13 protein-coding genes are annotated in these 14,023 nt (G+C 41.6%); 10 read left to right on the forward strand and 3 right to left on the reverse strand.

Features of this window, described 5'->3' with window-relative positions; all coding sequences use genetic code 11:
- The first annotated feature begins 231 nt into the window (after positions 1 to 231).
- On the forward strand, positions 232 to 411 hold the full coding sequence (locus tag B3J29_RS09510; RefSeq protein WP_005234902.1) for a hypothetical protein: 180 nt from the start codon (positions 232 to 234) through the stop codon (positions 409 to 411).
- A 56-nt stretch (positions 412 to 467) separates the two neighbouring features.
- Here B3J29_RS09510 and B3J29_RS09515 read toward each other — a convergent pair whose 3' ends face one another.
- Positions 468 to 1,256: an A1S_2505 family phage non-structural protein gene (locus B3J29_RS09515; RefSeq protein ID WP_034170048.1), complete on the reverse strand. Its 789-nt coding sequence runs from the start codon at positions 1,254 to 1,256 to the stop codon at positions 468 to 470.
- Positions 1,257 to 1,595: 339 nt separating this feature from the next.
- On the opposite strand from B3J29_RS09515, the gene uvrB reads away from it, so the two are divergent.
- The 8 genes from uvrB to proB all read left to right on the forward strand — a co-directional run bounded on the left by uvrB (position 1,596) and on the right by proB (position 11,166).
- The gene (uvrB, locus tag B3J29_RS09520; protein WP_034170047.1) at positions 1,596 to 3,617 is read left to right on the forward strand and encodes an excinuclease ABC subunit UvrB; all 2,022 of its coding nucleotides are present in this window, start codon (positions 1,596 to 1,598) and stop codon (positions 3,615 to 3,617) included.
- Between the two features lie 145 nt (positions 3,618 to 3,762).
- Positions 3,763 to 4,362 carry a lipocalin family protein gene (locus B3J29_RS09525; RefSeq protein WP_034170046.1) on the forward strand — a complete coding sequence of 200 codons (600 nt, stop codon included), beginning with the start codon at positions 3,763 to 3,765 and terminating at the stop codon, positions 4,360 to 4,362.
- A 170-nt stretch (positions 4,363 to 4,532) separates the two neighbouring features.
- Complete coding sequence (gene rarD, locus B3J29_RS09530; protein ID WP_005234915.1) at positions 4,533 to 5,465, forward strand: EamA family transporter RarD; 933 nt, start codon at positions 4,533 to 4,535, stop codon at positions 5,463 to 5,465.
- A gap of 246 nt (positions 5,466 to 5,711) precedes the next feature.
- Complete coding sequence (locus B3J29_RS09535; protein ID WP_004782721.1) at positions 5,712 to 7,169, forward strand: glyceraldehyde-3-phosphate dehydrogenase; 1,458 nt, start codon at positions 5,712 to 5,714, stop codon at positions 7,167 to 7,169.
- 208 nt (positions 7,170 to 7,377) lie between these two features.
- Complete coding sequence (locus tag B3J29_RS09540; RefSeq protein WP_286965137.1) at positions 7,378 to 7,752, forward strand: winged helix-turn-helix transcriptional regulator; 375 nt, start codon at positions 7,378 to 7,380, stop codon at positions 7,750 to 7,752.
- Positions 7,753 to 7,781: 29 nt separating this feature from the next.
- Positions 7,782 to 8,192 carry a hypothetical protein gene (locus B3J29_RS09545; RefSeq protein WP_286965140.1) on the forward strand — a complete coding sequence of 137 codons (411 nt, stop codon included), beginning with the start codon at positions 7,782 to 7,784 and terminating at the stop codon, positions 8,190 to 8,192.
- Positions 8,193 to 8,799: 607 nt separating this feature from the next.
- The gene (gene cgtA, locus B3J29_RS09550) at positions 8,800 to 10,005 is read left to right on the forward strand and encodes an Obg family GTPase CgtA (RefSeq protein ID WP_004782712.1); all 1,206 of its coding nucleotides are present in this window, start codon (positions 8,800 to 8,802) and stop codon (positions 10,003 to 10,005) included.
- 27 nt (positions 10,006 to 10,032) lie between these two features.
- On the forward strand, positions 10,033 to 11,166 hold the full coding sequence (proB, locus tag B3J29_RS09555; RefSeq protein ID WP_034170044.1) for a glutamate 5-kinase: 1,134 nt from the start codon (positions 10,033 to 10,035) through the stop codon (positions 11,164 to 11,166).
- Between the two features lie 63 nt (positions 11,167 to 11,229).
- Here the strand turns inward: proB and B3J29_RS09560 are convergent, their stop codons facing one another.
- Positions 11,230 to 11,826 carry a phosphatase PAP2 family protein gene (locus B3J29_RS09560; RefSeq protein WP_175967271.1) on the reverse strand — a complete coding sequence of 199 codons (597 nt, stop codon included), beginning with the start codon at positions 11,824 to 11,826 and terminating at the stop codon, positions 11,230 to 11,232.
- 166 nt (positions 11,827 to 11,992) lie between these two features.
- The gene (locus B3J29_RS09565; RefSeq protein WP_034170042.1) at positions 11,993 to 12,697 is read right to left on the reverse strand and encodes an SIMPL domain-containing protein; all 705 of its coding nucleotides are present in this window, start codon (positions 12,695 to 12,697) and stop codon (positions 11,993 to 11,995) included.
- A gap of 475 nt (positions 12,698 to 13,172) precedes the next feature.
- Here B3J29_RS09565 and B3J29_RS09570 point away from each other — a divergent pair.
- Positions 13,173 to 14,023 (forward strand): diaminobutyrate--2-oxoglutarate transaminase family protein (locus tag B3J29_RS09570; RefSeq protein WP_286965148.1); only part of this gene is annotated, 851 nt, incomplete at its 3' end.

A 14,023-nucleotide genomic window follows, 5' to 3' on the forward strand; every position in this document is an offset into this window, starting at 1 on the left:
TTTTCAATTTTATTGAAGTAATAGAATAATAAGTGGGTAACATTTTTATCATTAATCTAAGTTTTAAATAATGATTTAAGCTTTCTGTTCCGGACGTGATATATACAAGAAATCAGCAAATTTTCCGCTTAAAACTTACTAGAAAAAGCTTTAATAAATTTAGCTAACCGATGGTACACTGCAGATAGAGTTTTTTTGTACAATAGCCGCATAAATTATTGAGTATTGCGCATGAGCTCCCAAAATTCTCCCAAGAAAAAACCACTGGTTAATTTACCGTTTCCATTAAAACAGGCAGAACAATCTGCTTCAGATGAAGTTCTGGAACATCTGCGACCTAAACCGCAACGTTATGCTGATCGGACCTGGATGCCACCTCGTGGTACACGCCGTTCAATGGGCAAACGTTAATAAATAAAAAAGCCATGAAGTTCATGGCTTTTTTATGAGTAAAATTTGAGATTTTCTTAGCGAACTGTTTTACGCGCCTTATTTTCAGGTTTTGGCGGGGCAATCTCACGATCGCCTTTCCAGACATCAATAAAGTCTTTTTCATTGATATTATAAAGTTCCAGTAGCGCCAGAATTACGGCACCAAACAGCATGGAACCTTCAGAATTATTCTGAAAGTCAAAAATCTTGCCATTCAGGTTATGCAGAATATCTTCAATCTCGAATACACGATCACGACCATTGCTATCGACCGGATAAATCTGAGTATTGAGCAGAATCTTGGCCAGACTCTTTTCATTATCGGTCAGTGCCAGAACATCAATCAGCTCATCTGTCGCCGGAGTAAAAATCACTGAATCCCGGAAGATGGTATGCAGGAATTGCGACGTAATTTTTGGAAGCGCTTTTTCTACAAAAGGCCGGAAAGATTGTGGAAAAATGACATTGTGGGAAATGCCTTTGAACATAGGAGCAATTTCTTCAACTTTATAGCCTGCAATGCCACAACCAACCGAAGTAATAAAATATTTAATTTTAGGATGGTTCTTGGTGTAAATCTTGAAGTCATCAATATAGTGCTGGATCTGTGAGAGAGGCATCTGTTGCAAATGCTCATTCATAGTCGGAATGGCATAACTTTGACCTGCCCAGCCACGACCAACCCCCATAACCGCCCCAAAATGCTCATAAGCTGTTAGAGCTGCACCTCCGGCATGTTGTCCAGCCAAGTTGCTTCCGAAAACAAATACCGTATTTTCTGGCAGAGATTTAACAATACTTTCATCGTGATAATGGTAAGTCATGGCTTTTTTATTCGATGTCCTGATTAGCTTCATGTTGCCTTTGAACGCTATAAGGGTCAAGGTGAAATTAATTTTTATTACATCATCAGATAAAGCAGAACTTTATACAGAAATTTTGGCTAAATATTGAATAAGCCAGAATAAGGTAAGGAACCGAATCAAAACTTATACTGATTCAATTTTGATAGAAAAGATTAGAACTAAAATGGTTTTAGGCTACGAAAGCATAATATTTCACTCGATTTATTTTACTAAACAGAAACCTGGATAGGGATTGAGTAATTCAATTTTACCCCCATAATAAATTGAGTCGATATCCGCAGTGAAATTATTAAAGCTATGAGTGATAAACAACCCTTTGAACTGGTGACTAATTATCAACCTGCTGGCGATCAGCCACAGGCCATTGAAAAGCTGGTCAAGGGTATAGAAAAAGGCTATCACGATCAGCTTTTGCTGGGGGTTACCGGTTCAGGTAAAACCTATACTATGGCCAATGTCATCGCCCGTACCCAGCGTCCGACTATTGTCATGGCCCATAACAAAACGCTGGCTGCACAACTTTATGGCGAATTTAAAGCATTTTTCCCGAATAATGCGGTTGAATATTTCGTCAGTTATTATGACTACTATCAGCCAGAAGCCTATGTGCCATCTTCAGATACCTTTATCGAGAAAGATGCGGCGATTAATGACCACATTGACCAGATGCGTCTTTCGGCCACCCGTGCACTTTTAGAACGACGTGACGCGATTATTGTTGCTTCGGTGTCTGCAATTTATGGTCTGGGTGATCCGAATGCTTATATGAGCATGCTGCTGCATGTGGTGGAAGGGGATCGCATTGGTCGTGATGATATTATCCGTCGTCTGGTCGAAATGCAGTATTCACGTAATGAACTGGAATTCCTGCGTGGTACCTATCGTATCCGTGGTGAGATCATTGATATTTTCCCAGCCGAATCGGATCAGGATGCCATCCGGATTGAACTGTTTGATGATGAAGTCGACTCCATTCGCTGGTTTGATCCTTTAACCGGGAAAATGATCCGTAAAGTGCCGCGTGTCACGATCTATCCTAAAAGTCACTATGTAACACCGAAAGACAATCTGGCTCGCGCGATTGAAACGATTCGAGATGAGTTAAAAGAACGTCTGGTCTTTTTCCGTGAAAATGACAAGTTGCTGGAAGCCCAACGGATCGAACAGCGTACCCGTTATGATCTGGAAATGATGCAGCAGCTCGGTTATACCAACGGTATCGAAAACTATTCACGTCATTTATCGGGTCGTCCGGCAGGCGAAGCACCGCCGACACTTTTTGATTATGTACCTGATGATGCCTTGCTGATTATTGATGAATCGCATGTGACTGTTCCACAAATTGGAGCCATGTACAAAGGTGACCGTTCCCGTAAAGAAAATCTGGTGAATTATGGTTTCCGCTTGCCAAGTGCGCTGGATAACCGTCCGATGAAATTTGAGGAATGGGAACGTATTGTACCGACGACCGTGTACGTCAGTGCCACACCTGCAAGATATGAACTGGAAAAATCTGAACAGGTGGTCGAGCAGGTGGTTCGTCCAACCGGTCTGATTGATCCGGAAATTGAAATCCGTCCAGTCCTGACTCAGGTCGATGATGTACTGTCTGAAATCAATATCCGTAAGGAAATGAATGAACGTGTGCTGGTGACGACATTGACCAAGCGCATGGCAGAAGACCTGACATCCTATTTAAAAGAATATGGAATCAAGGTGGCCTATTTGCATTCCGATATTGATACCGTTGAGCGTGTGAAGATTATTCATGAGCTACGTACCGGTGTGCACGATGTTCTGGTCGGCATTAACCTGCTGCGTGAAGGTCTGGATATGCCAGAAGTTTCACTGGTTGCAATCCTGGATGCGGATAAAGAAGGTTTTCTGCGTTCAGAGCGTTCATTGATCCAGACCATTGGTCGTGCAGCGCGTAACTTGAAAGGTAAAGCGATTTTATATGCAGATCGCATCACTGATTCAATGCAAAAAGCCATTGATGAGACTGAACGCCGTCGTGCCAAACAGATTCAGTTCAATGAAGAGCATGGTATTACACCACGTAGTGCAGTACGTCAGGTGATTAAGGAAATTGATACGGGTGAAGTGCTAGATGATGAAACTATTGAGCTGAAAGCTTCGGATCAGGCCCGTGCGATCAGTGCAGATGAACGCCATATCATGGCCGATCCAAAGATGTTCGCGAAGCATATCAATAAACTGGAAAAAGAAATGCTCAAGGCTTCAAAAGAGCTACAATTTGAGCAGGCTGCACGTATACGGGATGAAATTTTACGTTTAAAAGCGCAGATGTTAAGTTAGGTCTGTGTGTAAATTACAGATTTAAATTACGTAAAATCAATCACAAACCTAACATAATGCTACAAAGTATGTCTACGGATGCCGCTATTGTAAGTACGAAATATTCATGTTGAAAATTTTGTCCTGATCAACAAATAGGTATCGTATGACAACTAAAAATAATCTGCCTCATGCGGGATTGAAACTTGCAAAAATTGCAGTGGGTGGTGCAGTTCTACTTGGACTCGGGGCTGCAACCATGGCTTATGCCAAGAACGATTCTTTACCCACTGTAGAGAAAGTTGAACTGGACCGTTATTTGGGCATTTGGTATGAAGTGGCTCGTAAACCACTTACATTCCAGAACAAGTGTGATCGTGATGTTACGGCGACGTATACATTAAATGAAAATGGTAACGTTAATGTAGATAACCGCTGTATCCAGAAAAATGGTCAGGTGACCCAATCAGTGGGTGAGGCATACATTCAGAATGCACCTTATAACACCAAGCTCAAAGTAAGTTTCTTACCAGAGTTTATTCGCTGGTTGCCAGTGGGCCGTGGCGATTATTGGGTATTGAAACTGGATGATAATTATCAAACCGTACTGGTAGGCGAGCCTAAACGTAAATATATGTGGGTATTGTCACGTGATCCTCAACTTGATCAGAACGTGGTGAATGAATACCTGCAATATGCGCAATCTGTGGGTTATGATTTGAGTGATGTGATACATACCAAACAGACCCAACAGGCAAGAAAATAAAAGGCCAATCGGGTTATGTATAAAAAACCCTGCTTCGGCATGGTTTTTTTTAATCCATCTCTTTTTTAAATTATATATTTTGCCTTGCTATTACCTTTGGTCAGATGAATCTTCAAGCTTTATTTTAGACTAATCGTTATAATGTGCTGGAATGATCTTGGGTTTGAAGCATGTATAAAGGTATTGCATTATCGGTATTGGCATCAGTGGTATTTGGTGTTCTTTATATATTCACGCCATTGTTGCAGCCTTTAGACAGTGAACAGACCTTTGCCTGGCGGATGCTGGCGACCATTCCATTTTTGACTGCGTTCATGTGGTGGTCAGGCGATTTGAGTCATATCACTCATATTTTTAAACGCATTCTCAAACAGCCTGCTTTTTTGATCTGGTTGATCATCAGTTCCCTGTTATGTACGACACAGTTGTGGCTCTTTTTATGGGGACCAATTAATGGCCGCGGTTTACAGGTATCCCTGGGATATTTCCTGTTGCCTTTAGTCATGGTCTTGGTCGGATGTGTGCTCTATAAAGAGAAGTTGTCACGCTGGCAAATGGCAGCAGTCGCACTGGCCATATTAGGTGTAGGACATGAAATCTGGAGGATCGGTTCGATCGCGTGGGAAACGGTGTATGTAGCACTGGCATATCCGCTGTATTTCTTTATGCGCCGTAAATTCCAGACGGATCATTTGGGCGGTTTCTGGTGGGACCTTTTCATCATTCTGCCTGTCGCGATTTATCTGGGCTTTATTCATAGCGATTCCATGCAATTGATTCTTAATGCACAGCATCTGATTTTTGCGGTATTGGGTCTAGGCTTTTTAAGCGCACTGGGGTTGGGAAGCTATATTCTGGCGAGTCGCTATTTGCCTTTTGTCATCTTCGGATTATTAAGTTATTTAGAACCAGTACTTTTGGCTTTTGCGTCTATGGCATTAGGGGAGCGGGTTGAAGCTGGCGAATGGCTGACTTATCTTCCGATCTGGCTGGCCGTCGTATTGTTGGTGATTGAAGGTATACTACACATTATTGAACAACGAAAAAGACGCTTAGCACTAGCACAAAATTTAGAGCGTTATCAGAAACGTTTAGATTCTTGAATGATAAATTTGACTGAATAAACAACATTTAACAAAAATCTGGTTTTTATAGTTAGTAGATGATTTTTCAAATTTTAAATGCAAAATCATCTGACTAATTACAATTATTTTCAAAATTTATAGTGAATATATCGGATTTTCGGCCAGAGTTAATCAGCTTTTGATTCAAACTTGCGGCCAATTCCATTACAATTATCGGGTTTTGAAATTTATGCTTAGATTTACAATTAATTAGAGGACGTATCTGTGAGCAAAGACACTATCGTTGCCCTCCATGCAGAGCACCAAGGTCGTTGGAAAAACCGTGAAGAACTTGCGGAACGTATGATTGCCCTAGTAGGTCAGTTATATCGTGAAAAAAATATCGTAGCTACAGTTTACGGTCGCTCTTTAATTAACCGTTCTGTAATTCAGATCCTTAAAGCGCATCGTCGTACTCGCGTATTAGACGTTGAGCTTTCTGTTGTAGACACTTTCCCAATCCTTGAAGCATTGGCAAAAGTGGAAAACATCGGTACTGCTGAAATTGATCTAGGCAAACTTGCTGTTGAATTCAAAGCGAAAGGTGGTGATGTTAACGCATTCGTTGCTGATGCTGTGAAATCACTTGAAGGCAATGCAACTTCTGTTGAAGGTAAAGACGTTGTTCTTTACGGTTTCGGTCGTATCGGTCGTATCCTTGCCCGTTTGATGATCAGCCAGTCAGGTCTAGGCCGTGGCTTGAACCTGAAAGCAATCGTAGTTCGTAAATCATCTGACGGTGACCTTGAAAAACGTGCGTCTTTATTACGTCGTGACTCAATCCATGGTCCATTCGCGGGTACGATTTCTGTAGATGAAGAAAACGAAGCAATTATTGCAAACGGTCAGTTCATCAAAGTGATCTATGCATCTAATCCATCTGAAGTGGATTACACTGCATACGGTATCGAAAATGCATTAGTGATCGATAACACTGGTAAATGGCGTGATGCTGAAGGTCTTGCTCAACACCTTAAATGCCCAGGCGCTGCTCGTGTAATTCTGACTGCACCTGGTAAAGGTGACATGAAGAACGTTGTATTTGGTGTGAACCAGGCTGACATCCTTGATGAAGATCAAATCATCTCTGCTGCAAGCTGTACAACCAATGCGATCACTCCAACATTGAAAGTGTTAAACGACAAATACACAGTGATCAATGGTCACGTTGAAACAGTTCACTCGTTCACAAACGACCAGAACCTGATCGACAACTACCACAAAGCTGACCGTCGTGGCCGTGCTGCAACATTGAACATGGTCATCACTGAAACTGGTGCTGCTAAAGCAGTTGCGAAAGCACTTCCTGCACTGAAAGGCAAGTTGACTGGTAACTCTGTACGTGTTCCTACACCAAACGTATCTCTTGCGATCCTGAACCTGACTTTAGATAAAGAAGTTGATCGTGATGAAGTGAATGAATACATTCGCCAAATCTCAATCAATTCTAACCTTCAAGGTCAAATCGGTTATACAAACTCTACTGAAGTTGTATCTTCTGACTTTATCGGTTCGCGTACTGCAGGTGTATTCGACGCTCAAGCGACAATCACTTCAGGCAACCGTTTAACTTGCTACGTTTGGTATGATAACGAAGTGGGTTATAGCTGCCAGGTACTTCGCATTGCTGAACAAATGGGCGGCGTAAGCTATCCAAAAGTTCCTGCTGAAACAAATGCATAATTTGTAGAAGTCATCTAAAAAGAGCCTCTTTTGAGGCTCTTTTTTATTGTGGAAGATAAAGGTGGCAAATCAGCTTTATAAAACCATTGCATTAATTGATGGAAAATTCACCTTGATACGTCCATATGAATCTGTTAACTTACAAATGGTAAGTACATTAAAAATAGTAAGTAATAACTAAAATTGTGATCAAGAAAGGAACTCTTCAATGACCAAGTATGCAATCAGTCCATTACTGGGACAGGTGCTATCTAATGAATGTCCATCCCGTGAAATACTGGAACATCTCACCAATAAATGGTCAGTGCTGGTATTGCGCTGTTTAAGTGAGGGTGTACATCGTTTTAGTGAGCTGAAGCAGCGAATTGAAGGGATCAGTGAAAAGATGCTTGCACAAACCTTAAAAATGCTGGAGCAGGACGGTTTTATTTTAAGAACGGTGTATCCGGTTGTGCCCCCTAAAGTGGAATATCAGTTGACCATTACCGGTTCGCAAGCGGCAGAAAAAATAAATTATTTGATTGGCTGGGTAGAGCGGAGTTTGCCAGAAATTTTGGAAAATAAAGAGCGTGTTGCTAAATAAAAATTAAATTGCTTTTGGGGAAGCAATAAATGGATAAATCAGAAAATTTAGTTGCTCGATTATTGGCAGTGTACGCAATTATCCTAACTTTATGCATCGCTATTTATGCGATCTTTCAACTTTTAGAAGTTGATCTCACTTTAGCGACTAATCTTTTACTTTGGTCAGCTGCAATCTTTGCTCCAATAGCCGTATTAATGACTTATACAAGCTGGAGAGAGCAGAAAGGGAGTGAAATTCTATCTAGTATGTCTAAAGATAATTATGCATCTTTGCTTGCATTAGAGAGTCATTTGATAGATGTAGCAAATAGCGTGAAATATCAATTTAAATCATGGCAATTAAGTGAAAATAGAGAAAAACTTTTTAATAACCAGTATCTTTTTGAAATTGAAAAATTAAAAGATCGAACGTCTTCACTCAAAAAAATCTGGATATGATAGTTCGGTATCAAAAGGAAAATATAGAATTAAAGACATTGGTAAATAATTTTAATTCTGAATGTGAGTTGGTGAATGAAGGTATAAAAGGGCTCTGTGATCATATTGGAACATATGGTAACGATGATACTTACTTTAAAGCTAATTATTTAAAATATGAAAATGATCTTGATATGACAGTAGGTGAAGCTAATAGACCGACCCAAGAGCTTAGAAATTAGCTCATCAACCTTGTTTTTATAAAACTTAATAAGACAGTTGATAATTTTTTTTTGGATTACAAATGAGTTATTTTTCAAAATCAACTCAATCAAAGAGTAAAACACAATCAAGAAAATTAAGCTTAAAGTAGTAAATCACTTCAACTATAAGAAAAGACCTAACTCAAATCTAAGCTAAGTACAAATATTTTGTTGATCTTTATTTTGTATAAGTTCCTCACAATAATTTCTTGATAAATCGTCAATCTGTATCAGCTTTTTGCTTGAATAATATAAAATAATCTTAAATTGGGTCTTCTTCATGGAAAGCCCAATAAATATAGTCGAGAAATGCTTTAAAATATGGCAGAATAGGCGGTTTTTAAAGTTTTTAGAGGATTGGCATTATGCGCTTTGTTGATGAAGCAGTCATTACCGTAGAGGCTGGCGACGGTGGCAATGGCGTAGCCAGTTTTCGCCGTGAAAAGTTCGTACCATTTGGTGGTCCAGATGGTGGTGATGGTGGTCGTGGCGGCAGCATTTATATTCAGGCTGACGACGACACGAGTACCCTTGTAGATTATCGTTATACCCGTAAATTTCGCGCTGAACGTGGTAAAAACGGTGCTGGCGCAAACTGTGCTGGTCGTGGTGGCGAATCAGTTATTTTAAAAGTTCCTGTGGGAACAACTATCGTCGATTCTGAATCTGGCGATATTATTGGAGATCTGGTTGAAGACGGCCAGAAAGTATTAGTGGCACATGGCGGCCAAGGTGGTTTGGGTAATACCCACTTCAAATCATCAACCAACCGTTCTCCGCGTAAATGTACGCATGGTACCAAAGGCGAATTCCGTGAAATCCGTCTTGAGCTGAAAGTGCTGGCTGATGTTGGCTTGCTCGGCATGCCAAACGCAGGTAAATCAACCTTTATCCGTGCAGTTTCTGCTGCAAAACCAAAAGTGGCGGATTATCCATTCACAACCATGGTGCCTAACCTGGGTGTAGTGGATGCGGATCGTCACCGTTCATTCGTGATGGCGGATATTCCAGGTCTGATCGAAGGTGCGGCAGAAGGTGCAGGTCTCGGGATTCGCTTCCTGAAACATTTGGCACGTACCCGTATTCTGCTTCACATTGTAGATGTTCAACCGATTGACGGTTCAGATCCAGCTTACAATGCCAAAGCGATTTTGAATGAGTTGCAAAAATTCTCCCCAACACTTTCAAAATTACCAGTGGTATTGGTTCTAAACAAGGTCGATCAGCTTGCTGTAGATACTCGTGACGAATGGTGTAATCACATTCTTGAAGAATTGCAGTGGGAAGGTCCTGTCTTTAAAACTTCAGGCTTAACGGCTGAAGGCACTAAGGATGTGGTGTATTACCTGATGGATCAAATCGAGCAGCAACGCGAACGCGAAGTTGAAGATCCTGAATACGCAGCAGAGATGAAAGAATTCCGTGATCAGCTTGAAGCTGAAACACGTGAACAAACGATTGCTGCGAAAGAAGCTTATCGTGAAATGCGTCGCGCTCAACGTCTGGGTGGCGATGACTTTGATGATGAAGATGATGACGACAGCGACGTAGAAGTATATTACGTACGTTAATCTTTTAAAGATAAGTCTGAGGACAAGATGATAGAAGTGGTAGATGGGCAACGTCAGCTCAAGGGTTGTAAACGAATCGTTGTTAAAATCGGATCATCTTTACTCACAGCAAACGGGCAAGGTTTAGATTTAGATGCGATCTCGCATTGGGCGGGACAAATCGCGGATCTACACAATGCCGGACACGAGATTATTCTCGTTTCTTCCGGAGCTGTGGCTGAAGGTATGGTTCGAATGAAACTTGAGAATCGACCCACCGATCTACCCAGTCTTCAGGCTTGTGCTGCCATTGGTCAAATGGGTTTAATCCAGACCTGGTCAAGTGTACTGGAAAAACACAGCATTCAAACCGCTCAGGTATTATTGACTCATGATGATCTGGCAGACCGTCGTCGCTATCTCAACTCTTGTGATGCTTTGCAACACTTGATTGACTGGCATGTGATTCCAGTCATTAATGAAAATGACACGGTTTCTACTGATGAAATCCGCTTTGGTGATAACGATACACTCGCAGCGATGGTCGCAGGTCAAGTTCATGCAGATCTGCTGATTATCCTGACCGATCAGGAAGGCATGTTCGACTCGGATCCACGTTCTAATCCGAATGCCAAACTGTTCCATACCGTTCGTGCCATGGATGAAAGCCTGTTTGATATGGCAGGCGGCGGCGGAAAATTTGGTCGTGGCGGTATGCTGACCAAAGTCCGTGCTGCTCGTCTGGCTGCCAAGTCTGGTTGTCCGACATTAATTGCCAGTGGTGATAGTGACAATGTTTTATCGCGCCTGATGGCGGGTGAAATGTTGGGTACACTTTTTATCACTGATGATGATCGTATGACTGCACATCAGCAATGGTTAGCAGCGCATCTGCAAACTGCAGGTCGTCTGGTGATTGATGATGGTGCGGTTAAAGCCATCAAAGAAAATCACCGTAGCTTGTTGCCTGTCGGTGTCAAAGCGGTAGAAGGACATTTTGACCGTGGTGATGTAGTGGAATGTGTCGATCGACAAGGTCACCGTATTGCTGTAGGACGTGTCAACTTCAGTTCGCGTTCAGCGGAAATTGTCAAAGGTCTGGCATCAGATAAAGTGCATCAGGTCTTGGGTGAAGCACGTTCTTTAGAGATGATTCATCGCAATCATATGGCGATTTACTAAATCTTCGGTCTATAAAAAAATCCCGCTTTCGAGCGGGATTTTTTTATGACATTTGGATTAAGTTTATTTAATCCATCCCATTCGAATAAAAGGCTTAAACAGGAATTGATGAATACTGAAAATAAAGCGCATGATTTTATTCTCATATTTCCACCAGAGCGGTAAGCCGGCAAGATTGACTGCTAAAGCAATCAGGAATGCTCCCACCATATCAATCGGAAAATGTACACCCACATAAACTCGTGACCAGGCTACCAGCCAAGCAGTCCAGAGCAGGATTCGTCCCAAATCACGTTGTGCTGAGAAATAATAGGCAAAGGCAATCCCGCTGAAAATACTCATGTGGTTGCTTGGGAATGAACCTGTAGGCGCATGTTCAATCAAAGTTCGGCCAACTTCCATGACAAAAGGGCGAGGTGTGTTTAGAACGGTAGATAATACCTCGCTAATCGACAAGGTAATTGCTGTGAAGATTGCAGCTTTAATAATCCCGGTTTTTACTTCATGACTACCACGCAGCCAGGCAATAGCAAAAATCAGCAGGAATACATACACCAGATCATGCGCTATCAGACTGGCATAGTTAATCATCCAGATCGAGGCTTGGTCAGGTACATTGAGAAGATGAAACAGATACAGGTTCAATTGATCGAGTGACATGAGGAGAGAGGGTTGACACAAATGTCCGTTACTCTAAACCGATCAAAGCTCAATTCATATCTGAGTTTGTATGAATTTGTAGCATTGATTTTTCAGAGAATATTCACATGATAAAAAAACCACTCAAAAGAGTGGTTCTTAAAAGTCTGAGGAATATAATGAAGTCTTATTTAAACTGAATCGCCCCATTCGCGCTGACGGTCATTTGCGATTCACCCGCCGCAAATTCCTGCTCAGGAACCGCCATATCAGCCGATGCAGATTTCATCATGGCCATACGCGGTACTGGCTGTGGTGAATAATTGTTAGTATTCAGGTTTAAGTTCACCAGTTGATAACTCGGTTTGTTCCAGGTCTGGGTGAGTGCCTGTGCGCGTTGCTGGAAGTTTTTGGTGGCTTCAATTATCAGTTCGCTTTCAACTTTTTTACGCTTTTCGTCTGATACTTTAAAGTTAATCGACTGGGTCTGGAAGTGCTGTTGTAATTCGGCAATCAGTTGAGATGTCGCTTTAAAATCTTTCGATTCCAGACGAATTTGGGCACGACCACGCCATTCTTTCAATTTACGGTTGTCATTGTCATAAATAGGGTAAGTACTTTGTGCCCCAGTCTCGATTTTCACAGTTGGATATTTGCGTGCTGTGGCGATCGCCTGATTCATCAGCTGGTTAATTTGAGTGGCCAGTTCAGCTGGTTGTTTGTTGGATTTTTCAATATAAAGCACAGCATGCATTTCATCATTTGAGATTTCACGACTGGCCTCTGCTGAAAGATTAACAACATTATAATTCAGAGATTCAGCAGGAGCTGCGAATGTGCCTGTGGAGAGGGTGCTGGCAAGGATCAAACTGGTAAGTGCTAAGAGACGCATGAAATTGTCCTGTTTTTCTTAAAATTGGCCATCTAAGCCGTTGTTAAAATATTAAATCTCAATTGTGATCTTTTTACGAAATATTTGTCGTAAGAGTGTTAAATTTTCTTTAATTTTATCTCATTATTTAATTTATATTTATTATTAATAATTAAATACTTAATGAATAATTTTGAGATTGATTACCTGAATGCCGCCTGCGCTACAAAAAACCATAAAAGAACACGCTTTTCTTTCTGCTGTCACACTGTAAGATGATGATTTAGGGGATGGATTAGCATGATGTTTTTTTTCGATAAAGATTAGGACAAAATGTGACTGAAAGTTATTTATTTTCCTGAAAAATTCGGTATCATCCGCCTCCTAGTTATTCGAATACAAAACTGCTAGCTAGAACCCTTATAAAGCGCCGAGTCAAAGGACCAAACGTCACCAGACTTATTTCTTTCACCCATATCAGAGATGGTAATTCGATATGAGCGTTACTTCTGTAAACCCTGCCACCAATTCCACAAACGAATACTACTTGACTCGCCAAAGTCAGATGGAATCGAATGTGCGTAGTTATCCACGTAAATTACCGTTAGCGATAGCGAAAGCACAAGGTTGCTGGGTTACCGATGTTGAAGGTACTGAGTACCTTGATTGTTTAGCTGGGGCAGGGACGTTGGCTTTAGGCCATAATCATCCTGCAGTCATTCAAAGTATCCAGGATACAATTGCAAGCGGTTTACCATTGCATACCCTGGATCTTACTACTCCTTTAAAAGATGCTTTTACCGAAGCACTTCTTTCTTATCTTCCAGGTGGCCAAGAAGAGTACTGCTTGCAGTTCTGTGGTCCATCAGGTGCAGATGCAACTGAAGCCGCAATTAAACTGGCGAAAACCTTTACTGGTCGTAGCTCAGTGATCAGCTTCTCTGGCGGTTATCATGGTATGACTCACGGTGCATTGGCAATGACAGGTAACCTGTCTGCGAAAAATGCAGTGAACGGTTTGATGCCGGGTGTACAGTTCATGCCGTATCCGCATGAATACCGTTGCCCACTGGGTCTTGGCGGTGAAGCCGGTGTTGATGCCCTGACTTACTACTTTGAAAATTTCATTGAAGATGTCGAAAGCGGTGTGACCAAACCTGCAGCTGTAATCCTTGAAGCGATTCAGGGTGAAGGCGGTGTGGTAACTGCACCAGTAAAATGGTTGCAAAAAATCCGCGAAGTGACTGAAAAACACAACATCGTGTTGATTCTTGATGAAGTTCAGGCTGGTTTTGCGCGTTCAGGCAAAATGTTTGCATTCGAACACGCAGGGATTGAACCTGATGT

It is taken from the genome of Acinetobacter sp. UBA5984, assembly GCF_002429925.1.
Classification (GTDB): Bacteria; Pseudomonadota; Gammaproteobacteria; order Pseudomonadales; family Moraxellaceae; genus Acinetobacter; species Acinetobacter variabilis.

What these genes read in the sequence shown, in the direction of transcription:
- B3J29_RS09510 (WP_005234902.1), top strand. Translation starts at nt 232, where the DNA reads ATGAGCTCCCAAAATTCTCCCAAGAAAAAACCACTGGTTAATTTACCG.
- B3J29_RS09515 (WP_034170048.1), bottom strand. Translation starts at nt 1,256, where the DNA reads ATGACTTACCATTATCACGATGAAAGTATTGTTAAATCTCTGCCAGAA.
- uvrB (WP_034170047.1), top strand. Translation starts at nt 1,596, where the DNA reads ATGAGTGATAAACAACCCTTTGAACTGGTGACTAATTATCAACCTGCT.
- B3J29_RS09525 (WP_034170046.1), top strand. Translation starts at nt 3,763, where the DNA reads ATGACAACTAAAAATAATCTGCCTCATGCGGGATTGAAACTTGCAAAA.
- rarD (WP_005234915.1), top strand. Translation starts at nt 4,533, where the DNA reads ATGTATAAAGGTATTGCATTATCGGTATTGGCATCAGTGGTATTTGGT.
- B3J29_RS09540 (WP_286965137.1), top strand. Translation starts at nt 7,378, where the DNA reads ATGACCAAGTATGCAATCAGTCCATTACTGGGACAGGTGCTATCTAAT.
- B3J29_RS09545 (WP_286965140.1), top strand. Translation starts at nt 7,782, where the DNA reads ATGGATAAATCAGAAAATTTAGTTGCTCGATTATTGGCAGTGTACGCA.
- cgtA (WP_004782712.1), top strand. Translation starts at nt 8,800, where the DNA reads ATGCGCTTTGTTGATGAAGCAGTCATTACCGTAGAGGCTGGCGACGGT.
- proB (WP_034170044.1), top strand. Translation starts at nt 10,033, where the DNA reads ATGATAGAAGTGGTAGATGGGCAACGTCAGCTCAAGGGTTGTAAACGA.
- B3J29_RS09560 (WP_175967271.1), bottom strand. Translation starts at nt 11,826, where the DNA reads ATGTCACTCGATCAATTGAACCTGTATCTGTTTCATCTTCTCAATGTA.
- B3J29_RS09565 (WP_034170042.1), bottom strand. Translation starts at nt 12,697, where the DNA reads ATGCGTCTCTTAGCACTTACCAGTTTGATCCTTGCCAGCACCCTCTCC.